The organism is Paraclostridium bifermentans (assembly GCF_019916025.1).
Taxonomy (GTDB): domain Bacteria; phylum Bacillota; class Clostridia; order Peptostreptococcales; family Peptostreptococcaceae; genus Paraclostridium; species Paraclostridium bifermentans.
On record NZ_CP079737.1, the window covers coordinates 2452796 to 2472790 of the forward strand.

A 19995-nucleotide genomic window follows, 5' to 3' on the forward strand; every position below is an offset into this window, starting at 1 on the left:
CCAACAACTCCAATCACTATATATTAATTACCCCTTGAGATTTTATTTGTATATCATTAGGTATTTCATTTAATGACAATATAGTTAAATTTGTAAATACCATTTCAACCAATTTTCTAAATGGTGCTCTTATCTTAGGCGAAACTAATATTATCGGTCTATTATTATTAAAGTTAACAGACTCTATAGTTGATTGTATTCCTTTAAATATTTGGTTAGTAGTTTCTGGATCTATAGCTGGATACGTTCCATTTACTGATCTTTGTAAACTATTAGCTACTAAATTTTCAATATCCATAGATAATGTTGTAACTACTATCGAATTATTTTCATCTATTAATTCAAGACATATACTTCTACTCATAGCCATTCTTACATATTCGGTAAGTAGCTCTAAATCTTTAGTATTTCTTGCATTATCTGCCAAAGTTTCTAGTATAGTAACTCTATCTTTTATAGATACCTTTTCTTTTAGTAAATTTTGGAATACTTTTTGAACTTCTCCTAATGTCATTAAATCTGGTATTAACTCTTCTACAACTGCACTATATTTTTCTCTTGTAGCATCTATTATTGCCTTTACTTCTTGACGTCCCATAAGTTCATGAGATTTAGATTTTATAGTCTCAAGTAAGTGTGTTACTAATATAGTTGTAGGGTCTACAACCGTAAATCCATATAATTCTGCCTCTTCAGCTTTGTCTTTTTCTATCCATAATGCATCTAACCCAAATGTAGGTTCTTTAGTTGATATTCCATCCAAATCTACATCCATGCCCATTGGATTCATACATAAAAGCATATTTGGCATAAGCTCATATGTTGTAACTGGTATACCTTTTATTTTTATAGTATATTGATTTGGATTTAATTGTAAATTGTCTCTTATTCTTATAGGGTGAACGATTATCCCCATATCAATTGCACATTGTCTTCTCACTGATACAATTCGTTGTAATAAATCTCCACCGGTACTTTCATCAGCTAAAGGAATTATTCCATATCCGATTTCAATTTCTATAGGTTCTACATTTAAAAGAACAGATACGTCTTCTGCATTTTCTAAACTTTCCTCTGCAGTTGGTGCAGCTTCTTCCTCATATAAAGATTCTTCTTGAGCCTCTTTTTCTTCTTTTTTAAGTGTATATCCTATAAATATGGCTCCTGCGCCTAAGGTGAAAAATGATAATTTAGGTAGCCCAGGTAATAACCCTAGTACTACTAAAACTATACCTGACATAATCACCGCTTTAGGAATTGATATTAACTGTTTTCCTAACTGTTTACTAAAGTTTTCATCGCCATTAACTTTAGTTACTAATATACCTGCAGATGTTGAAATAATTAATGCAGGAACTTGACTTACTAGTCCATCTCCAATTGTAAGTCTTGTATATGTTTGAATAGATTCCATAAAGTCCATATCAAGCATTACAACTCCAATAACTATTCCCGCAAGTATATTTATTGTAGTTATTATTATTCCTGCAATTGCATCACCTTTTACAAACTTGGATGCTCCATCCATAGAACCATAAAACTCAGCTTCTTGTTGTAATTCTTTTCTTCTTTTTCTAGCAGTTTTTTCATCTATCATTCCTGCATTCAAATCTGCATCTATACTCATTTGCTTACCTGGCATTGCATCTAAGGTAAATCTTGCAGATACTTCAGATACTCTACTTGAACCATTTGTTATAACAACAAATTGTATTATTACAATAATTAAAAATATGATTATACCAACTATGTAATTTCCTCCAACAACGAAACTTCCAAAAGACTCTATAACATTCCCTGCATAACCTTGACCTAGTATAAGTCTTGTAGATGATATATTAAGACCTAGCCTAAATAAAGTTGTCACTAGAAGTATGGTTGGAAATATTGATAATTCCAATATACTAGTTGAAAGTATTGTCATTAGTAATATAAGTACCGATAGACCTATATTTATAGCTAACATCATATCTAGTAAAAAGGGTGGTAGTGGAATTATTATCATAAGTATAATTCCAATTATTCCAAATCCAACTAATACATCAGCTCTTTTTTTAAGTCCTAACTTTTCCATTTAAAACCTCTTTTTATATTTTTTTATATCTATTTTTTATTTTATAAACTGCAACTAATACCTCTGCTACTTCTTGATACATTTTTTCAGGTATCTCTTGTTCAATCTCTACCTCTTTGTAAATAAGTCTTGCTAAAGGCTTATTTTCTATAATAGGTATATCATGTTCTTTCGCTATTTCTCTTATTTTAAAGGCTATTAAATCAGCACCTTTTGCTACTACTATAGGTGCTGAATCCGATCCTTTTTCATACTTTATAGCTATAGATATATGAGTAGGATTTGTTACAATTGCATTAGCTAATGGAACAGATTCCATCATCCTTCTTGAAGATATCTCTCTTTGTTTTTGCTTTATCTTTCCTTTTATCTCCGGATTACCTTCCATTTGCTTAAACTCTTCTTTTACTTCTTGTTTGGTCATTTTAAGATCTTTTTTATATACATACTTTTGATATGCAAAATCTAAGGTAGATACAACTACTAAAACTAAAAGTATGTTCTGTATTAAATCTCTTATCAGTTCGACTATAGTTCTCATTAAATATGGTAAATATATATCTCCAGTTTTCATTATCCCCATGAAGTTTTTCTCCATAAAGGAATATCCAACCTTAAAAAGTACAACAATAACAAGTATACTTTTTATTAAATTTCCTAATGCTTTTTTAGAAAACATGTTTTTAAATCCACTTATAGGATTTAATTTCGATAACTTTGGCTTTAGTGGATCTGTTGTCATTAAAAATCCACTTTGCATAAGATTTCCTATTGATGAAAAAAGTATGATAATCATACCGATAGGTATTATTATTTTCATAAATCCCATCAGAAGGATCATTAATAGATTTCTTACCATAGCTATAGAAAATTCATTTGTAAAACCAGTGTTTAGATATTGAACTATATAATTTTGTAATTCTCCAATTACAAAATCAGACATAGCATAAATTATCATAAGGACACCTAAAAGAGTTACTGTCGTTACAACTTCCTTACTTTTTGCCACATTTCCGCTCTTCCGAGCATCTTTTATTTTTTTTGATGATGGTTGTTCAGTTTTATCATCAGTCGAAAGTAAAAAACCTAATGGAGCCATAGATGTCATGTGCATTGCACTAGTTGACTTAAAAGTTCCATCTAAAATGTCCGTCATATTTATTAATAAATTATGTAACTCATTCAATATAAATGGTAATGAAATTACAAAGAACATTATTCCAACTATTACTTTTAAAGGCATTCCTATTACCATTACATTTAATTGGGGTACACTTCTTGAAATCAAGCCCATTATAAAATCTGTTATTATAAGTGCCAATATTATTGGAACTGCTATTTTAAATCCAATTATAAAGCACTGGATAAATATATTTACAACATATGTGTAATTATCTTTTAATATATAACTTCCAACCTCTATAAGTTTAAAGCTTTGACTTATGCCTTTTATAAGCTCATGGTGTCCATTTATACTGAAAAATACCATTATTCCAATCCAATAAACTATATTTTCAATTAATGTATTACTCTCATGACTACTTGGATCATAAATATTTATCATAGATAATCCAAGTTGTTGATCTATTAAACTTCCAGCAATTTTTAAACTGTTTATACATATACTTGTTATATAACCTAAAACTAATCCTGTTATAGTCTCCATAACTCCAATATTGACTAGTTCATACACATTTTTAACTTCTACATGAACATTTATCGTAGAAGTAATTATTACCGACATAAATAGTGTGAAAGTAACTTTAAATACATTTGGCGTTCCACTCGGAAAAATTATACTTATACATGAAAAAAATGCAATTAATCGTAAAAATACAAATATCAATTTTAAAAGTTACCCTTTTATATTTGCAATCATATTCATAATTTTATTTGTAAATTGAATAAGCTCATTTAACATCCAAGCTCCGCCAATTGCCAATGTAATCGCTACAACTATTAACTTGGGTATAAAAGTTAATGTTTGTTCTTGGATTTGAGTGGTTGCTTGGAATATACTTATAAGTAATCCTACTACTAAAGATAGTATTAAAATAGGTCCTCCTATTAACATGCCTGTATATAAAGTTTCTTTTACTATGCTGACTACTACACTTTCACTCATTTTATTACGCTCCTCAATTATTGAAAACTTAGCAATAAAGATTTTATTAATAAATTCCATCCATCTACCATAATAAATAACAATAGTTTAAATGGTAGAGAAATCATAACAGGTGGTAGCATAAACATACCCATAGACATAAGTACACTTGACACTACTAAATCTATTAACAAGAATGGTAAATAAATTAAAAATCCTATTTGGAAAGCTGTTTTTAATTCACTAATAGAAAATGCTGGTATTAATATATATAATGGTACATTTTCTCTAGTTAAATTTTTTTTATTTAAATCCGAGTTTTCAACAAATAGTTTTATATCTTCTTGTCTAGTCTGTTTTAATAAGAATTTTCTTATAGGTTTTTCTGCTTGTTCTACCGCTTCTTCAAACTTAATTTCATGACTCATATATGGCTTTATTGCTTGTTCATTAATTTGATTAACAGTAGGAGCCATAATAAACATAGTTAAACATATTGCAAGTCCAACTAATACTTGGTTAGGTATTGTTTGTTGCGCACCTAATGCAGATTTTATAAAAGAAAATGTTATTATAATTCTTACAAAACTTGTCATCATAAAGACAATTGCACCTAAAAACATTAAACCTGTTAAAACTATAAACATTTTCATTAAAGGAGTGTAATCGCTTAAATATGGGGTTATATCACTTAGTGTTTGCATCTTTCTTCTCCTTTAGCTTACCTATTAAATTCATAGGGTTTTGTATATCTTTTTTTAAGTTCAATTTTTTAAACTTTAATTTATCTGATTTTAATATATTATTTTTTTGTCTTTTATCTTCTATTTCTTTTATGTCTTCTGGAGTTAAATCTTTTATTCTTTCTATATTATTATTTGATACTAACAAAACACATCCATCGTCTCCTGTTTTTAAAACAATTAAATATGTATCTTTGCTAATTCCAACTTTTTCTAAAATCTTTGCATATCTATCCATTCCAACATTTTGCAAGTTCATCCCATTCATTTTGTAAGCAATAGCAATTACCCCAATCATCAGAATAATAAATGCACTTAAGTTTACTAAGTATCTCAATGTTTCATACATGATAAGTTATCTTACTCCTTTGTGTCTTGGCTTTGTTGCAATTCTTGATTTTGATTTGCTTCTTCTTGCTTAGCTTTTTCTTTTTTATCCACTATCAAAATATCTACTCGTCTATTTGTCGATCTATTTTCTGGAGTATCATTAGCTACTAAAGGTCTAAACTCTGCATATCCTTTTACTGCAAATCTAGTTGGTGGAACCTCTTTATTTTCAACGAAGTACCTTACAACACTTACAGCTCTGGCTGTTGACAGCTCCCAGTTTGATGCATACTGTGAGTTATGTATAGGAATATTATCTGTATGCCCTTCTACTAAAACATCATTATCCATATCTTTAACTAATTTAGTTATAGTATCTAATGCCTTTATACTCGTTTCTTTTAAATCTGATCTTCCTGAATCATAAAGTATATTTTCATCTAGTTGAAGTACTATACCTCTGTCTTCTTCTCTTACTTTAACCGAGTCTTGCAGATTATTATCTTGAACAGCTTTATTAACTTTCTTTGCAAGGTCCTCTTTTTCTAAATTAGATTTACCTACTCCTACTTTTAAGTCTTCTATATTTTCAAGTTTTTCTATAGATGTGCTACCACCTAAAGAACTTTGTAAAGCTTTTGATAATTTACTTAACTTTTGACTATCTACTGCCGATATTGAATATAGTAGGATAAAGAAAGTAAGAAGTAGTGTTATTGTATCAGCATATGTGTCTATCCAAGACCCTGTTTCTACATCATCGCCTTTTCCTCTTCGTCTATCTCTACGCGACATTTACTGCTTCACCTTCTATCGTACCTCTAGTGTAATAAGATTTCTTTTCTTTTGGAGTTAAGAAGTTTACTAATTTTTCTTCAATTACTCTAGTGCTGTCTCCATTTTGGATACTCATAATTCCACAAATCATCATATCCATACGTTCACATTCTTTTTCTCCTTTTATTTGTATATTAAACCCAATTGGATTCAATATAGCATTAGCCATTAATGCCCCATAAAATGTTGTTATAAGGGCAGCTCCCATACCACTTGCAATTGCAGCTGGGTCGCCCATACCACCTGCAAGCATCTGAATTAACCCTATTAGAGTTCCAACCATACCAAACGCTGGGGCATAAGAGCCCCATATCTTAAATATCTTTGACCCTGTAATGTATTTACTTTCTACTTCATCTATTTCTATTTCTAATATTTCTTTAATATCTTCCATATCAATGCCATCTATAGCCAACTCTAGCCCTTTTCTTAAAAAATTATCTTCTATCTCAGAAACCTCTTGCTCTACTGCTAAAGGTCCATCTTTTCTAACCTTTCTAGCTAATTCTTTAAATTGATCTACTAAATCAACTTTATTTATATTTCCTGATTTTAATATTTCCTTAGTTACTTTTAATCCCGTTTTTAAATCATCCATAGAAAATGTTATAAGTAGTGATGCAAAAGATCCTCCAACTGTTATTGCCAGGGATGGTGTATCTATAAATGCATCTATCCCTGTTTTTCCTGATAATATACCATATGCAACAAATCCAAGAGCTAAAATAAGACCTACGGGAGTTAAAATATCATTTTTTTTCATATTATCCTCCTATTTATCTTTTTAAGTTTATTATTTCCTGTAAAAGTTCATCACTTGTTGTTATAACTTTACTAGATGCTTGGAATGCTCTTGTTGTTACTATCATTTCTGTAAATTCTTCTGACAAATCAACATTTGACATTTCTATAGCACCTTGGTTTATAAGTCCATGTTTTACTCCGTACATAGGTCTTCCTGAGTTAGCTGTTTCTCCATAAAGATTACCACTTAAAGATTCCATACCTTCTGGGTTTTGGAAAACTGCTATTTTTAATGCCTGATCATTATCAACTTTTGTTCCATCTGCTAATAAATATGAAATCTTACCTTCTTTTGATATGTTGAACGATAAAACCTTTTGCATTTCTCCACTTGGATTAGCTTTTTCTTTTGGTATTTCTACTGGCTTTCCATCTGTATTTAAAACTTTATATCCATCCGCTGTTACTAAACTTCCATTAGCATCCAATGTAAATGATCCATCTCTTGTGTAAGCTTCTTGCTTAGGTCCTACACTTACAACAAAGAATCCATCTCCATCTATAGCTAAATCTGTTGGTCTACCTGTTGGTTGTATCGCTCCTTGTGCCATGTTTCTAAATATCCCACTTACCTTTGTTCCTATTCCTACTTGACCTGGGTTAACCCCACCTATTACATTAGGATCTCCAGCATCTCCACCTGGAACACTTGAATATATTACGGTTTGATTTAATGCATCTGAAAATCTTGTAGTTGACTTTTTAAATCCAGTTGTTCCAACATTTGCAACATTGTTCCCAACTACGTCCATTTTTGTTTGGTTAGCTTTCATTCCGCTTATTCCTGAATACATTGACTTTAACATATCATTACTCTCCCTTTTTGTTTGTATTTGACTCTATAGAATCTTTATTTTCACTTGCTTTTATAAGAGCTCCATATTCTGTTGATTTTAATTCTCCACTTTCATCTACTCTTACTTCCATATATACAATACCGTCTTTAATTTTTATACCTTCTACCACTCCTGTAATAGTTTTTTTATCATCTTTATTTTCGTCATTTTTAACTGTGTTATCAACTTTTCCAGCATCTTCTTCCTTTGGAGCATAGGCTTCTATTCTTTTACCTATAAGTGCTGATGCTGTGCTCATTGCAGAATTCACTAAAACTCCATTAGTTAACCCTACTAGGTATTCCATTCCCTCATTCAAATTTTGCATCTGCTCTAACGAACTAAATTGAGCAAGTTGAGTTACATATTGCGTAGGGTCCTGTGGATTTAGAGGGTCTTGGTTACTCATTTGTGCTACTAGTAGCTTTAAAAATAAATTTTTATTAGTTTCTTCTCCAGGCATAACTATCTGTGTTCCATTTTCTGTTTTGCCAGATGATTTAGTATTTGCTACAGTTTTAGTATTTGATGTAGCTTTAGTACTTGATTGTTGTGTATTTAGTTTCATAAAATTATTCATAATTTACCTCTACGCTAGTATATTAAGATTTGATTCATCTATTTTTTCTTCATCTATATCTTCTATAGAATTTACTGTGGTCCTATTGCTTCTAGAGTTTCTTTTTTGCTTTTTTTGCTCTTCTTTTCTACTAAATTCTTGACTTAAATTATCCGAAAAGAAATTTTGATCATTTGATTTCATTTCAACAACTATATCTTTAGCCTTTATTCCTAAATCGCTTAAATGTCTATTTATATCATTTACATTTTTATTTAACATATTGAAAGTTTCTTCTTTTCCTACATGTATAAATACCTTTGTAGCTTCACTATCTTTTAAAAGTTTTATAGTCATATCCCCTAATTCTTTAGGATTTATATTTACTTTGATTTCTTCTATATTATTATTTTTCAGATATTTAACCATTTTTATAAAATCATCGCCAATATTACTTGCACGTATAGTCACTGCTGGAGGATTTTTATTTATAGCTGGTTCTTGTATAAATGTTTTATTATTTATAATAGATAAATCACTTCCATTTTTATCTGCTATATTTTCTAATATACTTAAACCTTCATCCTTACCTTTATCTTTTTGATTCACATCTACAATATTATTTTTATTAGCATTTGTTGCTATATTTAATTCTTCATATGACTTTAAAGATTTTATCTCACTGTCTACTTTTTTAATCCCATCTTTAGGGTTTTCATCCTGTTCATTGATATTTTCTGCCAGTTTAGTGTTTTTTTCACCAGCTTTTTTCGACAATTTATCAAGATTTAAACCTTTAGGTAAAATAACTTCACCATCAGTTGGTAAATCTAAATCATCGGTTTTAGTAAATTTATCTAAATTAAAATTTAAATCAATATAACTACTTATTTCATCATTACTTAATTTCATCATCTTATCAATATCTAATGTTTTTAAGTTTAAGTTTGATTTATCATTTATGCTCAAAATAGTATCGTTTATTGACTTCAAAATTTCTTCTTTTTTCAAATCTGGATTTACATATGAATTATCCATTTCTTTTAATTTATTTAAATTTGAAAAAAGATTTTGAATTAATGATGCTATTAAATCACAATCTTCATTTTCTTGATCTACATTTGTATTTTCAATGTCCATATCTAAAGAAGCTAGTAAATCTTCAAATCCACCTTTACTTGATAACTTAGTGCTTACATTGCTTTTTCCAAGTGCTAAGTTTACTAAGTCGAAGGAAAAATTCAAGTTAAAATTCATATCTCAATCATCCTTTATGATATATTCTTTTTATTTCTCATGTACGCATATAAAGCAAATTCATCATTTTCTATTTGCTCTTTTCTCGCTTCTTCTTTTCTTATTTTTATAAATTTATTCTCTTTTAATGTTTCTAAAGATTTTCTATCTATTTGTCTTTCAATGAATTTATCTTTTGCTTCTACTACTATTTTCTCTTTTTCTACTAATATTTTATTACTTTGTTCTATAGTTTGACTTATTGAATGAAGATAGTTTAATCTTACTTTTTGACTTATAGTATCCTCTGATTCTTCAAACTGAGCATATTTCTTATAACTACAACCTAACTTTTTTATGTTATCTTCTAATGTTTTTTTATCATTTTGTGCCTTTGTATATTCTAGTTTGCTTTCTTCTTCTTCTTTTATTTTTATATCTAATAACTTTTGTAGCTTAAATTTATAGTTTGTCAATCAAATCTCTCCTCGTTATTTAAATATGTTCTTTAGTTCGACTATACTCTCTTCAAATTTAGTTTTTTCATTTACACCTTGCTTTAAAAATGAATTAACTTTATCTATGTATTCAATAGCCATATCTATATTTTTATTAGAACCCTGTTCATAAGCTCCTATGTTAATTAAATCTTCGGCTTCTTTATATGTAGCTAATATATCTCTTGCTAAAGATGCACATTCCTGATGTTGATCCTCGCAAATTTCTTTCATAAGTCTACTTACACTATTTAATATATCTATAGCTGGATAATGGTTTTTATGTGCAAGGTCTCTAGATAAAACAATGTGTCCATCTAAAATACCCCTTACTGTATCTGCAATTGGCTCATTGAAATCATCTCCATCAACTAAAACTGTATAAAAAGCAGTTATCGAACCTTTTTCAGACATTCCACTTCTTTCCATAAGCTTTGGAAGTAATGCAAATACTGATGGTGTATATCCTTTTTGTGCAGGTGGCTCTCCTATAGCTAAACCAACTTCTCTTTGAGCCATTGCAAATCTAGTTACAGAGTCCATCATTAAAATAACTTTTTTACCTTGGTCCCTGAAATACTCAGCTATAGCTGTGGCTGTTAGCGCTCCCTTTAATCTAAGTAAAGGTGATTTATCAGAAGTTGCACAAACTACTACAGATTTTTTCATACCTTCTTCACCTAGGTCTCTCTCTATAAAGTCCAGTACTTCTCTACCTCTTTCTCCTATAAGGGCAATAACATTTACGTCAGCTTTAGCTGTTTTTGCTATCATTCCTAAAGTTGTACTTTTCCCAACACCACTTCCTGCAAATATACCTATTCTTTGACCTTCTCCACAAGTTAAGAACCCATCAATCGCCCTTATGCCTGTAGGCATGATATTTTTTATTCTTGGCCTTTTCATTGGATCTGGTGGTTCATTTGAAAGACTGTATCTTTCTCCTCCTAAAACCTCTTCATCATCTATTGGGTTTCCAATTCCATCTAACACTTTACCTAATAAGTCATTACTACATTTAACACTAAGTGGTATTCCTCTAGCAACAACTCTACACCCAGGAGCTACTCCTGCAAGTTCTCCTAGTGGCATTAAAATTACATATTTATCTTTAAATCCAACAACCTCACAATTTATAGGTTCATCTGCATAGTTGTAAACGATGCAAAGTTCACCTACAAAAGCCTTTATACCTTCAACCTCAACCGTAAGACCTATTATCTTAGTTACTTTACCTTCTGATATAACTTCCTTTACTTCTAAAACTTTATTTTTCAATCTCTCAAAGTCTATATCAATCATAAAAGTTCCTCTTTCACCTTTTCTAAAACACAATCAATTCCAACTATTAATCTTCCTTTATTAGTTTCAATTATTGCATTTCCTGGTTCTATAAAGTCATCTACTAATACAAATGCTTCTCCTTTTATTAGTTGTTGGTTTTTTAACTTATTTAGTTGTTCATTAACTTGTTCTATATATATTGCATTAGTTCTTATAACAAAATTTTCTTTTATTTCATATTCATTTATAGTAGATTCAAGTATATTATTCATAGAATCTATATCTTTGAATTTTTCTTTAAGCACCTTTTCTGCTATAGATATACTTAAGTTAATAATGTCTTTTTTGTTAGATTTTATAAAATTTGTTACTTGATTGTTAGCCTGAATTAAAATATCATTTGCTTTATTTATAATCTCTTCAGATTCTTGTTTTGCTTTTTCAATGTTATCTTCATAGGATTCTTTATATCCATCTTCATAACCATTTCTCAATCCTATATTATGACCTTCTTCATATGCTTTTTTCTTTATTTCTTCACATTGGTTTTGTGCTTCTTGAACGATTTTTTCACTTTCTACTTGTGCATTTGATATCATATTTTCACAAGTATTTTTAGCTTGTTCTAATTGTTGTTCAATTTCTTCATTTACTTTTAATACTTCACTTTCATCAAAAGTTTCTTCATTATTAGTTGTTTTTACCGTAGCAGTAGTTTTTAAAGGTTTAATACCTTTAAAAACTACCCCATCAGATTTTAAAATACAGTTACTCTTAAATAAACTCATCGTCTGAACCTCTAGATAATGTTATTTCTCCAGTATCTTCAAGTCGTCTAACAACATTTACAATAGCCTGTTGTGCTTCTTCTACTTGAGATATCTTAACCTTACCAAGTAAATCAATTTCTTCTCGTAACGCTTGTGATGCTCTTTGAGATTGATTTTTAAATATAGCACTTGAAACATCTGGTGATGCTGCTTTAAGTGCAAATGCAAGATCTTTAACATTAACTTCTTTTAGAATTCTTTGGATAGCCATATTGTCAAGTCTAACGATATCGTCAAAGATAAACATATTAGATTTAATTTCTTCAGCTAACTCTTCATTTCTCTGTTCAATAAACTTGATAATATTTTTCTCTGTTTTTCTATCAACATTTGTTAATATATCTACCAAGCTATTAACCCCACCAGCACTTTCCATTTCTAACTTTCCTAAACTGTTTAACTTTGCTTCTATAGCTTTATCTATAGATTTTATTACAGCTGGTGATATGTTTGCTGTCGTTCCTATTTTAAGTGCAATTTCAAGTTTATGTTCATCAGGTAATTCAGATAATACTACTGCTGCTTTATCAGGTTGAATATGAGCTAATATTATGGCTATTGCCTGTGGACTCTCACCCTGTATACATGTTAGTATCTGTTCAGGCTCAGCCTTTCTAGCTGATATAAATAACTTTGTATATGCATCATATTTTATACCTTCTAATAACTTAGTAGCCCTTTGACTTCCTAATGCTCCATTAAGTAGATTTTTTGCACAGTCAATTCCACCTTCTATTACAAACTCTTTACCTTTGTTTAGCTCTATAAACTCTTGTAAGACCTCTCTTCTTTCTCTTGGCTTTACAGTGTGTATATTAGCTATTTCAACCCCTATTTTTTGAATCTTTCTATCTGAAAGATTTTTTATTACACTTGAAGCAACTTCAGGTCCTAATGTCATTAAAAGTATCGCTGCCTTTCTAGAACCTGTAACTCGTCTAAACTTAGGTATATCTCCTAAGTCATATGCATTACCTTTTATACCATCTGTCTGCAAATAATCTCACCCTTTACTCATTTAACCAACTATTAACTAGGTCTGTAACTTGATCTGGATTGTCAGCTGCAAATTGCTTAACTTCATCTTCTAAACTCACATTTTCCTCATCTTCTTCTTCGTTACTATTTAATCTATTTTGTTCTAACTCTTCTAGTTTTTTGTTGATTAGTTCTATTTCATCTTCTTCATCTACATAATCTAATTCTCTAGATTCTTTCTTTTTCTTTATAATCATGTAAATTATTATACCTATTATTGCAAGTAAAATAATTACACTCAGTACTCCTGCTATAATTAACACCCTTCCTAATGATTTGTCCTTACTTATAGCACTCTTTATAACTCCAAATGTAGAAGTGTCTTCGTCTTCTGATCCAAATCCCATAGAAACTACTTTAACACTATCGCCTCGTTTAGGTTGCATTCCTACAGCATTTGCTACCATTCCCTCTACATTTCTTAACTCTGCACTAGTAAGTGTTCTATTTATAGCAACTGAAGCAGTTATTCTATTTATGCCGCCTTTAGCTTTTATTACTTTTGTCTCAGTTTTTCCTGTTTGATATTCTATATCTTGTTGAGTATCTTCATCAGTTCCTTTTCCACTTTCATTGATGTTGCTCATGTTGTTGTCTACAGCTCCGCCTGAGTTTTGTCTTTCACTCGACTTACTACTTGACTTTGATTCTTTTGTAATTACCTTGTTCGGATCTATTATAATTTCAGTTTTTTCGCTTGAATCAAAATCTAAATCTGTATTAACACTAGCTCTTATATTACCTGGTCCAAATATAGGTTCTAATAAACCTAATATTGATCTTTCTAAGTCTTTACTTAAGTCTTTTTCAGCCTTAATAGATTCATCAACTTCACTTAAACTATTTGTATGTATATTTCCTTTTTCATCTATTAATCCATCTGATAATAATTTCATGTTTTGATCTATTACCTCAACATTTTGTTTTGGTACGTTTTGTGTACTAGCTGAAACAAGTGACATTATAGATATTACTTGATCTTGTTTTAAAGTTTGTCCTGGATTTAACTCTACATAAACTGCAGCTTTTCCTGGTACTGTTTCATTAGCAAATACAGATTCTTCTCCTTGTGTTATATGAACTCTAGCACTTTGTACTTGAGGAAAAACTTTTATAGTCTTTTCAATTTCTCCTTGAATCATTCTTTGTTTTTTTATTTGGAATTCTTCATCCGTCATCCCAAATGATGACCCACTATCCATTATTTCAAATCCCTTTGATCCATTAGATATGTTACTTGATAATTCCATTCTAAGTTTATCTACATCTTCTTTGGGTACTAATATACTATCCCCTTTTATTTTAGTTTCTATTTTTTTTGATTCTAGTTCTTTAGTCACCATCGTAGCATCATTAGAATCTAATCCTGAAAATAGTACTGCATATTTATTTTCTTTTGCATAATTTATCGCAAATATTCCAGCTAAAATCAAAGTTACAAGTGCAGTTACAATTATTATTTTCTTTTTTTTGGGAAGCTCAATAAACTGGTCTTTTTTTACTATTACAAAATCTTTTGTTTTCTGCGGAAATTCCTTTATATTCATTTAAAATTCTCCTTGCTATGAAGTTATAATTGGACTCTATTTAGCTCTTGATAAGCTTCATATACCTTATTTCTAACCTCAATCATCAGCTGCATTGACAATTGTGCTTCTTGAGCTGACAACATTACATCATGCATAGAGACATTTTCGCCTTTTATAAGACCTTGGATTTTTTGGTTTGATTGTACTTGCTTATCATTAACTTTATCTAATGCTTCTTTAATTACATCTCCAAAGTTATTTTCTTTCTCAACTTTTCCAGTTTTACTAGCTCCTGTAAGTAAATCATTATTTGTTGCTATATTATTTATTGCATTTATAGTACTTATTCCACTCATAAACTACTCCTTTTACCTACCTATTTCTAAAGCTTTTGAAATCATACTTTTTTGTGCATTTAATGTATCTATATTTGACTCATATGATCTAGATGCTGTCATCAAATCAGTCATTTCAACAAGAATATCTACGTTAGGGTACTCGACATATCCTTGAGCATCTGCATCTGGGTGATTTGGTTCGTATAATTTTCTTAGTGGAGACTTATCTTTTTCTATATCCACTGACTTAACTCCCAGCATACCCAGTTTTTCATCATAATTTTCTTCAAATACAGCTACTTTTCGTCTATATGCTCCGCCCTCTGGTGTCCTAGTTGTTTTCATATTGGCTACATTAGCTGAAACAATATCCATTCTTAATCGCTCTGCCGATAGTGCACTTGCACTTATTCTCATACCTGAAAAAATACTCATTTACTTACCTCCCTGTTATTACACTTCTACTCATCCCCAGTTTTATATTTGTTAACGTTATAAGTGCATTATACTCAAGGGTTGTAGCTGCCTGGTTAACTTTTTCACTTTCTAGATCAATGTTATTACCATCTTCTCTTACTTTTGATGATTTATCTGTCTTAATCTCTGGCTTAACATTTTTATTCATAGAGTCTTTTAGCGCCTCTTCAAACTCTACATATTTTCTCTTATAGTTTGGGGTATTAATATTTGCAATATTATTAGCAATAACTCTACTTCTTAACTCAGTTGCATCTAATCCTGATTTTAATAAACTATATACTTCCATAGTTCCCCTCCAATATTTACAAATATCTCAATTCATTCTATATAAGCTTTATTAGTTTTAAATTTTATAAATTATAATTTTAATATAATAAAATTTTATTTTCACAATTAATTTGAATAAAGATATACCTTGAAATACTTTTTTTTAGTTTTAATTAAAATGCATTTAAAATTGAAACAGTTTTTAGTATAATTCACTACATTTTATACTATATAATATTGTATTATCTTAGATTTTCACTTACATTTTTCGACTTTTATATTTTGAATTCTTATTCATACACACTCCTTTTTTATTATTTTCAAAAAAAAAACTACTCCTAAAGAGTAGTTCATCACTTTTATAAAGTAATTTTACTAAATTATTATTACAAAATTAAATCAACTAAATTTTTTATAATTTATAAAACACATTGTAATATATATTCATATATGTGCATTATAATTTTTTAATTGCTATATTTTAATTTTGTAACTTTTCATCAATTATAACAAAAAGTTTATTAACTCTTCGGCAGCTGGCTGGCATAGTTTTTAACGTTAGCCCCTATAGTTTTGCGTCGCTAGATTTCTCTAGGTTTGCCTATTAAATTTTCTTAATTATTTACACCTACTTAAATAATACTTAAGTGTAAACTTTCCTACTACTATAGTATAATATTTTTCGACTTTTATCAAGGTTTTATGATTGTTTTCTCACTTTTTTAACATTTTTTAACAACTTTAGCAATATATGCAATATAAAATATGTAATAATTGCATTATATGCAATTATACATATATATTTATTATTATTCCGGTTTCTATATCGCCTTCTATACATATAAAATCTAATAAATTTATTATACAATCTTCCTTCAAATGCCTTTTGCTTTTATCTATCTTACATTCTCCTTTTTTTAATTCATTCTCCAATGAAATTAATTTTGATTTATGAATATTCAAATCATTTTTTATCTTACCTATTTTTCTTAATGCATCATTTATAACCAATATAATATTTTCTTTTTCCCTTACCATTTTTTCTTCGTATTCCATATTATTATCATTGTGCTTTTTATTAGTGTCTAATTCTGATAACTTTTTTGAAAGAGTTCTTATTCTTATCTTTTGTTTATTTTCCTTATTTTTAGATTTATTTAACTTTTGAGAATAATTAGATTTAACTTGTTCTAGTGTTCTTTCTAATTCTTTTATCTGAAGTTCTTTACTTTGAATTAGCGACATACGCTCTTGTAAACTTCTTTGTTGATAGTTTAGAACACTAGCTTTCCTTTTTATCCTATTGTTAACATTACTATTAATAGATTTTTCATCTTTTTTACTTTTTTTATTATTAATTTTAATTTGAGATGTATCTACCATTTTAGGAATTATATTTGTATATAAACTCATCTCATACATCTTTTTTTCAGTATCTATGTTCATAAACGCCTCCAAATTTTTAATTATATACTATATAATTCTAGTAATAGACAGCGTATACCTCTATCTCTAAACAAAACTAGACATGATATTCATCATGTCTTTTTATAATTATTTACCCATAAGAATAACCATATGAGCAAATGTATTCATTTCATTTTCAGATAAATATCTATGTAGTTTACCAACTATAGTTGTATCATGCTCTACAACCTTAGCAAAACTTTGTATAAAGTGTAATACCCTATCATCATCCATTTCTTCTTTATAATGACCACAAAGTCCCACAAGATTCATTTTTATTATAGAGAAATTAACTACAAGATTCACATAAGTATCTAATAAAGACATCTCGCTTATAGGGAAGAGATTTTTAAACATGTAATTCACTAGATAATTTTCATATATATATTCATACCTTTTCATAAAAGGATTGTAAAAATCATTTAATGATTCTACAAATCTTTCCTTTATAAGTTCTGGGTTACTGCTCACTAACTGAAGTTTATTGACTATATTAATAAAATTATCCATAAATCTTTGATCTTTTATGTTTTTACTTATTATAATTTTATAAATATTAGTTAAAAATTCAAGTTGAGAATCTAAAATTTTATCATTATCTATGTCATTTAATAAATTTTTTAAATTACCATTTTGTATATTATTATTATACTGTTGTATCGTTTGTATAACTAAATCTTCTTTAAGTTCGCTTATCGTTTTAATAAATAACCCTAATATTGTTAACCTTTCTTCTATAGAAAAACTTCTATTTTGTATTAATCCTATACTAAAAATTCTTATTTCATTAAAGTATTTTTCTCTAAGAGTTTTAAATTTTTTAGTATTTATGTTTTTTTGAATGTTTTTCACGTCTAATTCTTTTATATCTAAATTAAATTCTATAGAATTTTCTCTTAACAATACATTTCTTGCAACTTCTATACAAGAAATAGATAATGAACTTTCCATTATATCTTCTACTAAATTGTAACTTCTTGGATAAGTTTTACACGTGTTGCACATGTGTTCTTCTCCCAGATTATTATATACTTCGCATAACCCATCTTCAGATAGCATAGGACACTTATTGTTTACTAGTTTTATTTTTGCATAATCAAGCTCAGATTTTGACTGTCTATTTCTTCCTATACTCTCCATAAGTTTATTTTTAAATTCTGAATTCTTTAAATTTTTATATAACACATAAGTTTTTTTATCTATAGATATATTCCAATCTTTACAACAAGTATCTTCACATTTATTTCCAGAACATCTGAAATTATCATAATAATCCATTCTTAAATTTTTATATTTCTTCACTCCAACAATTCTCCTTTTAACTTTATTAATATATATCAATAAGTAAAATTTACTTTCTTATATATATTAATAAAGAGCAAAGCAAATGCTTTACTCTTTATATATAAAACTATCTTAATAATTGCATTACACCTTCTGGTTGTTGTTTAGCTTGTCCAGCCATAGCTTGAGAAGCTTGAGTTAATAAGTTTAACTTAGATAAATTCATCATTTCTTTAGCAACATCTACATCTCTTATTCTAGATTCAGCAGCTGTTAAGTTTTCTGATGAAGTTGTTAAGTTAGATTGAGCAGTTTCTAATCTATTTTGTGTAGCACCTAAATTAGCTCTATTAGTATTTACTGTTTCTAAAGCTTTATCTAAGTTTTCAATGAATTTCTTAGAAGCCTCTGTTCCTTTTGTTAAGTCAGCATCAGTTATAGCATCTATATCAGCTTTTGTTAATCCTAATGATTCCGTAGTCATATTAGCTATATTTACAGTTAAACTTTCAGAATCTCCAGTATTAGCTCCTACTTGTAACTTCATATCTAAATCTTCTGTTTTACCTTTTATATCCATAACTACTTTTTTATTTGCATCTATTAATGCATTTCCATTTAATAAATCTTTATTATCAACTGTTATATTTATCTTAGTATCAGCTATATCTGTTGATGCAGCTCCTTCAGTAACTACTTCTTTTAAGTTAGCTCCCGCAGCATCCTTAAGTTCAAACTCTAGTTTACCACCAGTTATAGTTGCTTCAGCTGCTTTAGCTATAACATTTCCATCTTTATCTTTTATCTCTAAAGTAAATTTATCAGCATCTGTTCTTTTTAATTCTACTGTTCCATCTTTCATTTTTTCAGAAAGTGAACCACCTACTAATTTATCAAACTTTTTAAGCTCTGTTGTAAGGTCTGCATTAGCTCCTGATTCTTTTATAACTGCGCTACCTTTAACTTCATTAGCTAATAAGTTCTTTCCATTGAATTGAGTAGATTTAGCTATTCTATCTACTTCAGAATGTAATTGCTTTAATTCTGTAGTTATTTTTTCTCTATCTTCTGCTTTGTTAGTTTCATTAGAAGCTTGAACTGTTAATTCTCTCATTCTTTGAGCTATATTTCCTATTTCTTCCATAGCACCTTCAGCAGTTTGAACTACAGATATACCATCTTGAGCATTTTTAGAAGCTTGATCTAAACCTCTTATTTGTCCTCTCATTTTTTCAGATATTGCCATTCCAGCAGCGTCATCTCCAGCTTTATTTATTCTTTCTCCTGAAGATATTTTGTTCATTGAAGTTCCAGCTAAAGCTGTGTTTTTTCCCATTTGATTTAATGCTGTCATAGCATTTAAGTTAGTGTTTATTCTCATTTTAAACTCTCCTTGTTTTTTGTATTTGACATCCTTGTCTTTTTAGTAAGTATCTTATTTACCTTACATTATTATAT

Annotated in this window: 21 protein-coding genes and 1 riboswitch; all 21 genes read right to left on the reverse strand. The window is 29.0% G+C overall.

Translation table 11 applies throughout. From position 1 onward, the window contains the following. Positions 1-16: 16 nt before the first annotated feature. Positions 17-2074: a flagellar biosynthesis protein FlhA gene (flhA, locus tag KXZ80_RS11790; protein WP_021433662.1), complete on the reverse strand. Its 2058-nt coding sequence runs from the start codon at positions 2072-2074 to the stop codon at positions 17-19. A gap of 13 nt (positions 2075-2087) precedes the next feature. Beyond that, positions 2088-3920: a fused FliR family export protein/FlhB family type III secretion system protein gene (locus KXZ80_RS11795; protein ID WP_038285330.1), complete on the reverse strand. Its 1833-nt coding sequence runs from the start codon at positions 3918-3920 to the stop codon at positions 2088-2090. Between the two features lie 9 nt (positions 3921-3929). Beyond that, positions 3930-4199, reverse strand: coding sequence for a flagellar biosynthesis protein FliQ (gene fliQ / locus KXZ80_RS11800; protein WP_021433664.1), 270 nt, complete (start codon positions 4197-4199; stop codon positions 3930-3932). 17 nt (positions 4200-4216) lie between these two features. Beyond that, positions 4217-4882: a flagellar type III secretion system pore protein FliP gene (gene fliP, locus KXZ80_RS11805; protein WP_021433665.1), complete on the reverse strand. Its 666-nt coding sequence runs from the start codon at positions 4880-4882 to the stop codon at positions 4217-4219. Beyond that, positions 4866-5270 carry a flagellar biosynthetic protein FliO gene (locus tag KXZ80_RS11810; protein ID WP_021433666.1) on the reverse strand — a complete coding sequence of 135 codons (405 nt, stop codon included), beginning with the start codon at positions 5268-5270 and terminating at the stop codon, positions 4866-4868. The genes fliP and KXZ80_RS11810 overlap by 17 nt, the downstream gene beginning before the upstream one ends. An 11-nt stretch (positions 5271-5281) precedes the next feature. After that, positions 5282-6046, reverse strand: coding sequence for an OmpA/MotB family protein (locus KXZ80_RS11815; protein WP_021433667.1), 765 nt, complete (start codon positions 6044-6046; stop codon positions 5282-5284). Continuing rightward, on the reverse strand, positions 6036-6851 hold the full coding sequence (locus KXZ80_RS11820; RefSeq protein WP_021433668.1) for a motility protein A: 816 nt from the start codon (positions 6849-6851) through the stop codon (positions 6036-6038). Before KXZ80_RS11820 ends, KXZ80_RS11815 begins: the two co-directional genes overlap by 11 nt. A 13-nt stretch (positions 6852-6864) precedes the next feature. Then, the gene (gene flgF / locus KXZ80_RS11825; RefSeq protein WP_021433669.1) at positions 6865-7698 is read right to left on the reverse strand and encodes a flagellar basal-body rod protein FlgF; all 834 of its coding nucleotides are present in this window, start codon (positions 7696-7698) and stop codon (positions 6865-6867) included. Between the two features lie 4 nt (positions 7699-7702). Next, the gene (locus tag KXZ80_RS11830) at positions 7703-8308 is read right to left on the reverse strand and encodes a flagellar hook assembly protein FlgD (RefSeq protein ID WP_021433670.1); all 606 of its coding nucleotides are present in this window, start codon (positions 8306-8308) and stop codon (positions 7703-7705) included. Between the two features lie 9 nt (positions 8309-8317). Then, positions 8318-9544: a flagellar hook-length control protein FliK gene (locus KXZ80_RS11835; protein WP_021433671.1), complete on the reverse strand. Its 1227-nt coding sequence runs from the start codon at positions 9542-9544 to the stop codon at positions 8318-8320. A gap of 14 nt (positions 9545-9558) precedes the next feature. After that, positions 9559-9999, reverse strand: coding sequence for a flagellar export protein FliJ (fliJ, locus tag KXZ80_RS11840; protein ID WP_021433672.1), 441 nt, complete (start codon positions 9997-9999; stop codon positions 9559-9561). Positions 10000-10014: 15 nt separating this feature from the next. Further along, a complete protein-coding gene (fliI, locus tag KXZ80_RS11845; RefSeq protein WP_021433673.1) occupies positions 10015-11322 on the reverse strand; it encodes a flagellar protein export ATPase FliI in 1308 nt (435 codons plus the stop codon). Continuing rightward, entirely contained in the window at positions 11319-12092 is a 774-nt protein-coding gene (locus KXZ80_RS11850) for a FliH/SctL family protein (protein ID WP_021433674.1), read from the reverse strand. The genes fliI and KXZ80_RS11850 overlap by 4 nt, the downstream gene beginning before the upstream one ends. Continuing rightward, positions 12079-13131, reverse strand: coding sequence for a flagellar motor switch protein FliG (gene fliG / locus KXZ80_RS11855; RefSeq protein WP_021429700.1), 1053 nt, complete (start codon positions 13129-13131; stop codon positions 12079-12081). Before fliG ends, KXZ80_RS11850 begins: the two co-directional genes overlap by 14 nt. Positions 13132-13144: 13 nt before the next feature. After that, positions 13145-14719 carry a flagellar basal-body MS-ring/collar protein FliF gene (gene fliF, locus KXZ80_RS11860; protein ID WP_021433675.1) on the reverse strand — a complete coding sequence of 525 codons (1575 nt, stop codon included), beginning with the start codon at positions 14717-14719 and terminating at the stop codon, positions 13145-13147. Positions 14720-14742: 23 nt separating this feature from the next. Further along, positions 14743-15057: a flagellar hook-basal body complex protein FliE gene (gene fliE / locus KXZ80_RS11865; protein ID WP_021433676.1), complete on the reverse strand. Its 315-nt coding sequence runs from the start codon at positions 15055-15057 to the stop codon at positions 14743-14745. Between the two features lie 12 nt (positions 15058-15069). Continuing rightward, complete coding sequence (gene flgC, locus KXZ80_RS11870; protein ID WP_021433677.1) at positions 15070-15474, reverse strand: flagellar basal body rod protein FlgC; 405 nt, start codon at positions 15472-15474, stop codon at positions 15070-15072. Between the two features lie 4 nt (positions 15475-15478). Then, the gene (locus KXZ80_RS11875; RefSeq protein ID WP_021433678.1) at positions 15479-15805 is read right to left on the reverse strand and encodes a flagellar basal body protein; all 327 of its coding nucleotides are present in this window, start codon (positions 15803-15805) and stop codon (positions 15479-15481) included. A 509-nt stretch (positions 15806-16314) separates the two neighbouring features. Continuing rightward, a riboswitch (cyclic di-GMP riboswitch) is annotated at positions 16315-16398 on the reverse strand. A gap of 177 nt (positions 16399-16575) precedes the next feature. After that, a complete protein-coding gene (locus tag KXZ80_RS11880; RefSeq protein ID WP_021433679.1) occupies positions 16576-17232 on the reverse strand; it encodes a hypothetical protein in 657 nt (218 codons plus the stop codon). A gap of 108 nt (positions 17233-17340) precedes the next feature. Continuing rightward, positions 17341-18555 carry a flagellin lysine-N-methylase gene (fliB, locus tag KXZ80_RS11885; RefSeq protein WP_021433680.1) on the reverse strand — a complete coding sequence of 405 codons (1215 nt, stop codon included), beginning with the start codon at positions 18553-18555 and terminating at the stop codon, positions 17341-17343. 109 nt (positions 18556-18664) lie between these two features. Beyond that, positions 18665-19918, reverse strand: coding sequence for a flagellin N-terminal helical domain-containing protein (locus tag KXZ80_RS11890; RefSeq protein WP_021433681.1), 1254 nt, complete (start codon positions 19916-19918; stop codon positions 18665-18667). Positions 19919-19995 lie beyond the last annotated feature (77 nt).

Coding starts and splice junctions, on each gene's coding strand:
- flgF (WP_021433669.1), bottom strand. CDS start 7,698: ATGTTAAAGTCAATGTATTCAGGAATAAGCGGAATGAAAGCTAACCAA.
- KXZ80_RS11815 (WP_021433667.1), bottom strand. CDS start 6,046: ATGTCGCGTAGAGATAGACGAAGAGGAAAAGGCGATGATGTAGAAACA.
- fliF (WP_021433675.1), bottom strand. CDS start 14,719: ATGAATATAAAGGAATTTCCGCAGAAAACAAAAGATTTTGTAATAGTA.
- KXZ80_RS11835 (WP_021433671.1), bottom strand. CDS start 9,544: ATGAATTTTAACTTGAATTTTTCCTTCGACTTAGTAAACTTAGCACTT.
- flhA (WP_021433662.1), bottom strand. CDS start 2,074: ATGGAAAAGTTAGGACTTAAAAAAAGAGCTGATGTATTAGTTGGATTT.
- fliQ (WP_021433664.1), bottom strand. CDS start 4,199: ATGAGTGAAAGTGTAGTAGTCAGCATAGTAAAAGAAACTTTATATACA.
- KXZ80_RS11850 (WP_021433674.1), bottom strand. CDS start 12,092: ATGAGTTTATTTAAGAGTAACTGTATTTTAAAATCTGATGGGGTAGTT.
- KXZ80_RS11820 (WP_021433668.1), bottom strand. CDS start 6,851: ATGAAAAAAAATGATATTTTAACTCCCGTAGGTCTTATTTTAGCTCTT.
- fliP (WP_021433665.1), bottom strand. CDS start 4,882: ATGCAAACACTAAGTGATATAACCCCATATTTAAGCGATTACACTCCT.
- KXZ80_RS11810 (WP_021433666.1), bottom strand. CDS start 5,270: ATGTATGAAACATTGAGATACTTAGTAAACTTAAGTGCATTTATTATT.
- fliE (WP_021433676.1), bottom strand. CDS start 15,057: ATGAGTGGAATAAGTACTATAAATGCAATAAATAATATAGCAACAAAT.
- KXZ80_RS11875 (WP_021433678.1), bottom strand. CDS start 15,805: ATGGAAGTATATAGTTTATTAAAATCAGGATTAGATGCAACTGAGTTA.
- KXZ80_RS11830 (WP_021433670.1), bottom strand. CDS start 8,308: ATGAATAATTTTATGAAACTAAATACACAACAATCAAGTACTAAAGCT.
- fliI (WP_021433673.1), bottom strand. CDS start 11,322: ATGATTGATATAGACTTTGAGAGATTGAAAAATAAAGTTTTAGAAGTA.
- KXZ80_RS11890 (WP_021433681.1), bottom strand. CDS start 19,918: ATGAGAATAAACACTAACTTAAATGCTATGACAGCATTAAATCAAATG.
- flgC (WP_021433677.1), bottom strand. CDS start 15,474: ATGAGTATTTTTTCAGGTATGAGAATAAGTGCAAGTGCACTATCGGCA.
- KXZ80_RS11880 (WP_021433679.1), bottom strand. CDS start 17,232: ATGAACATAGATACTGAAAAAAAGATGTATGAGATGAGTTTATATACA.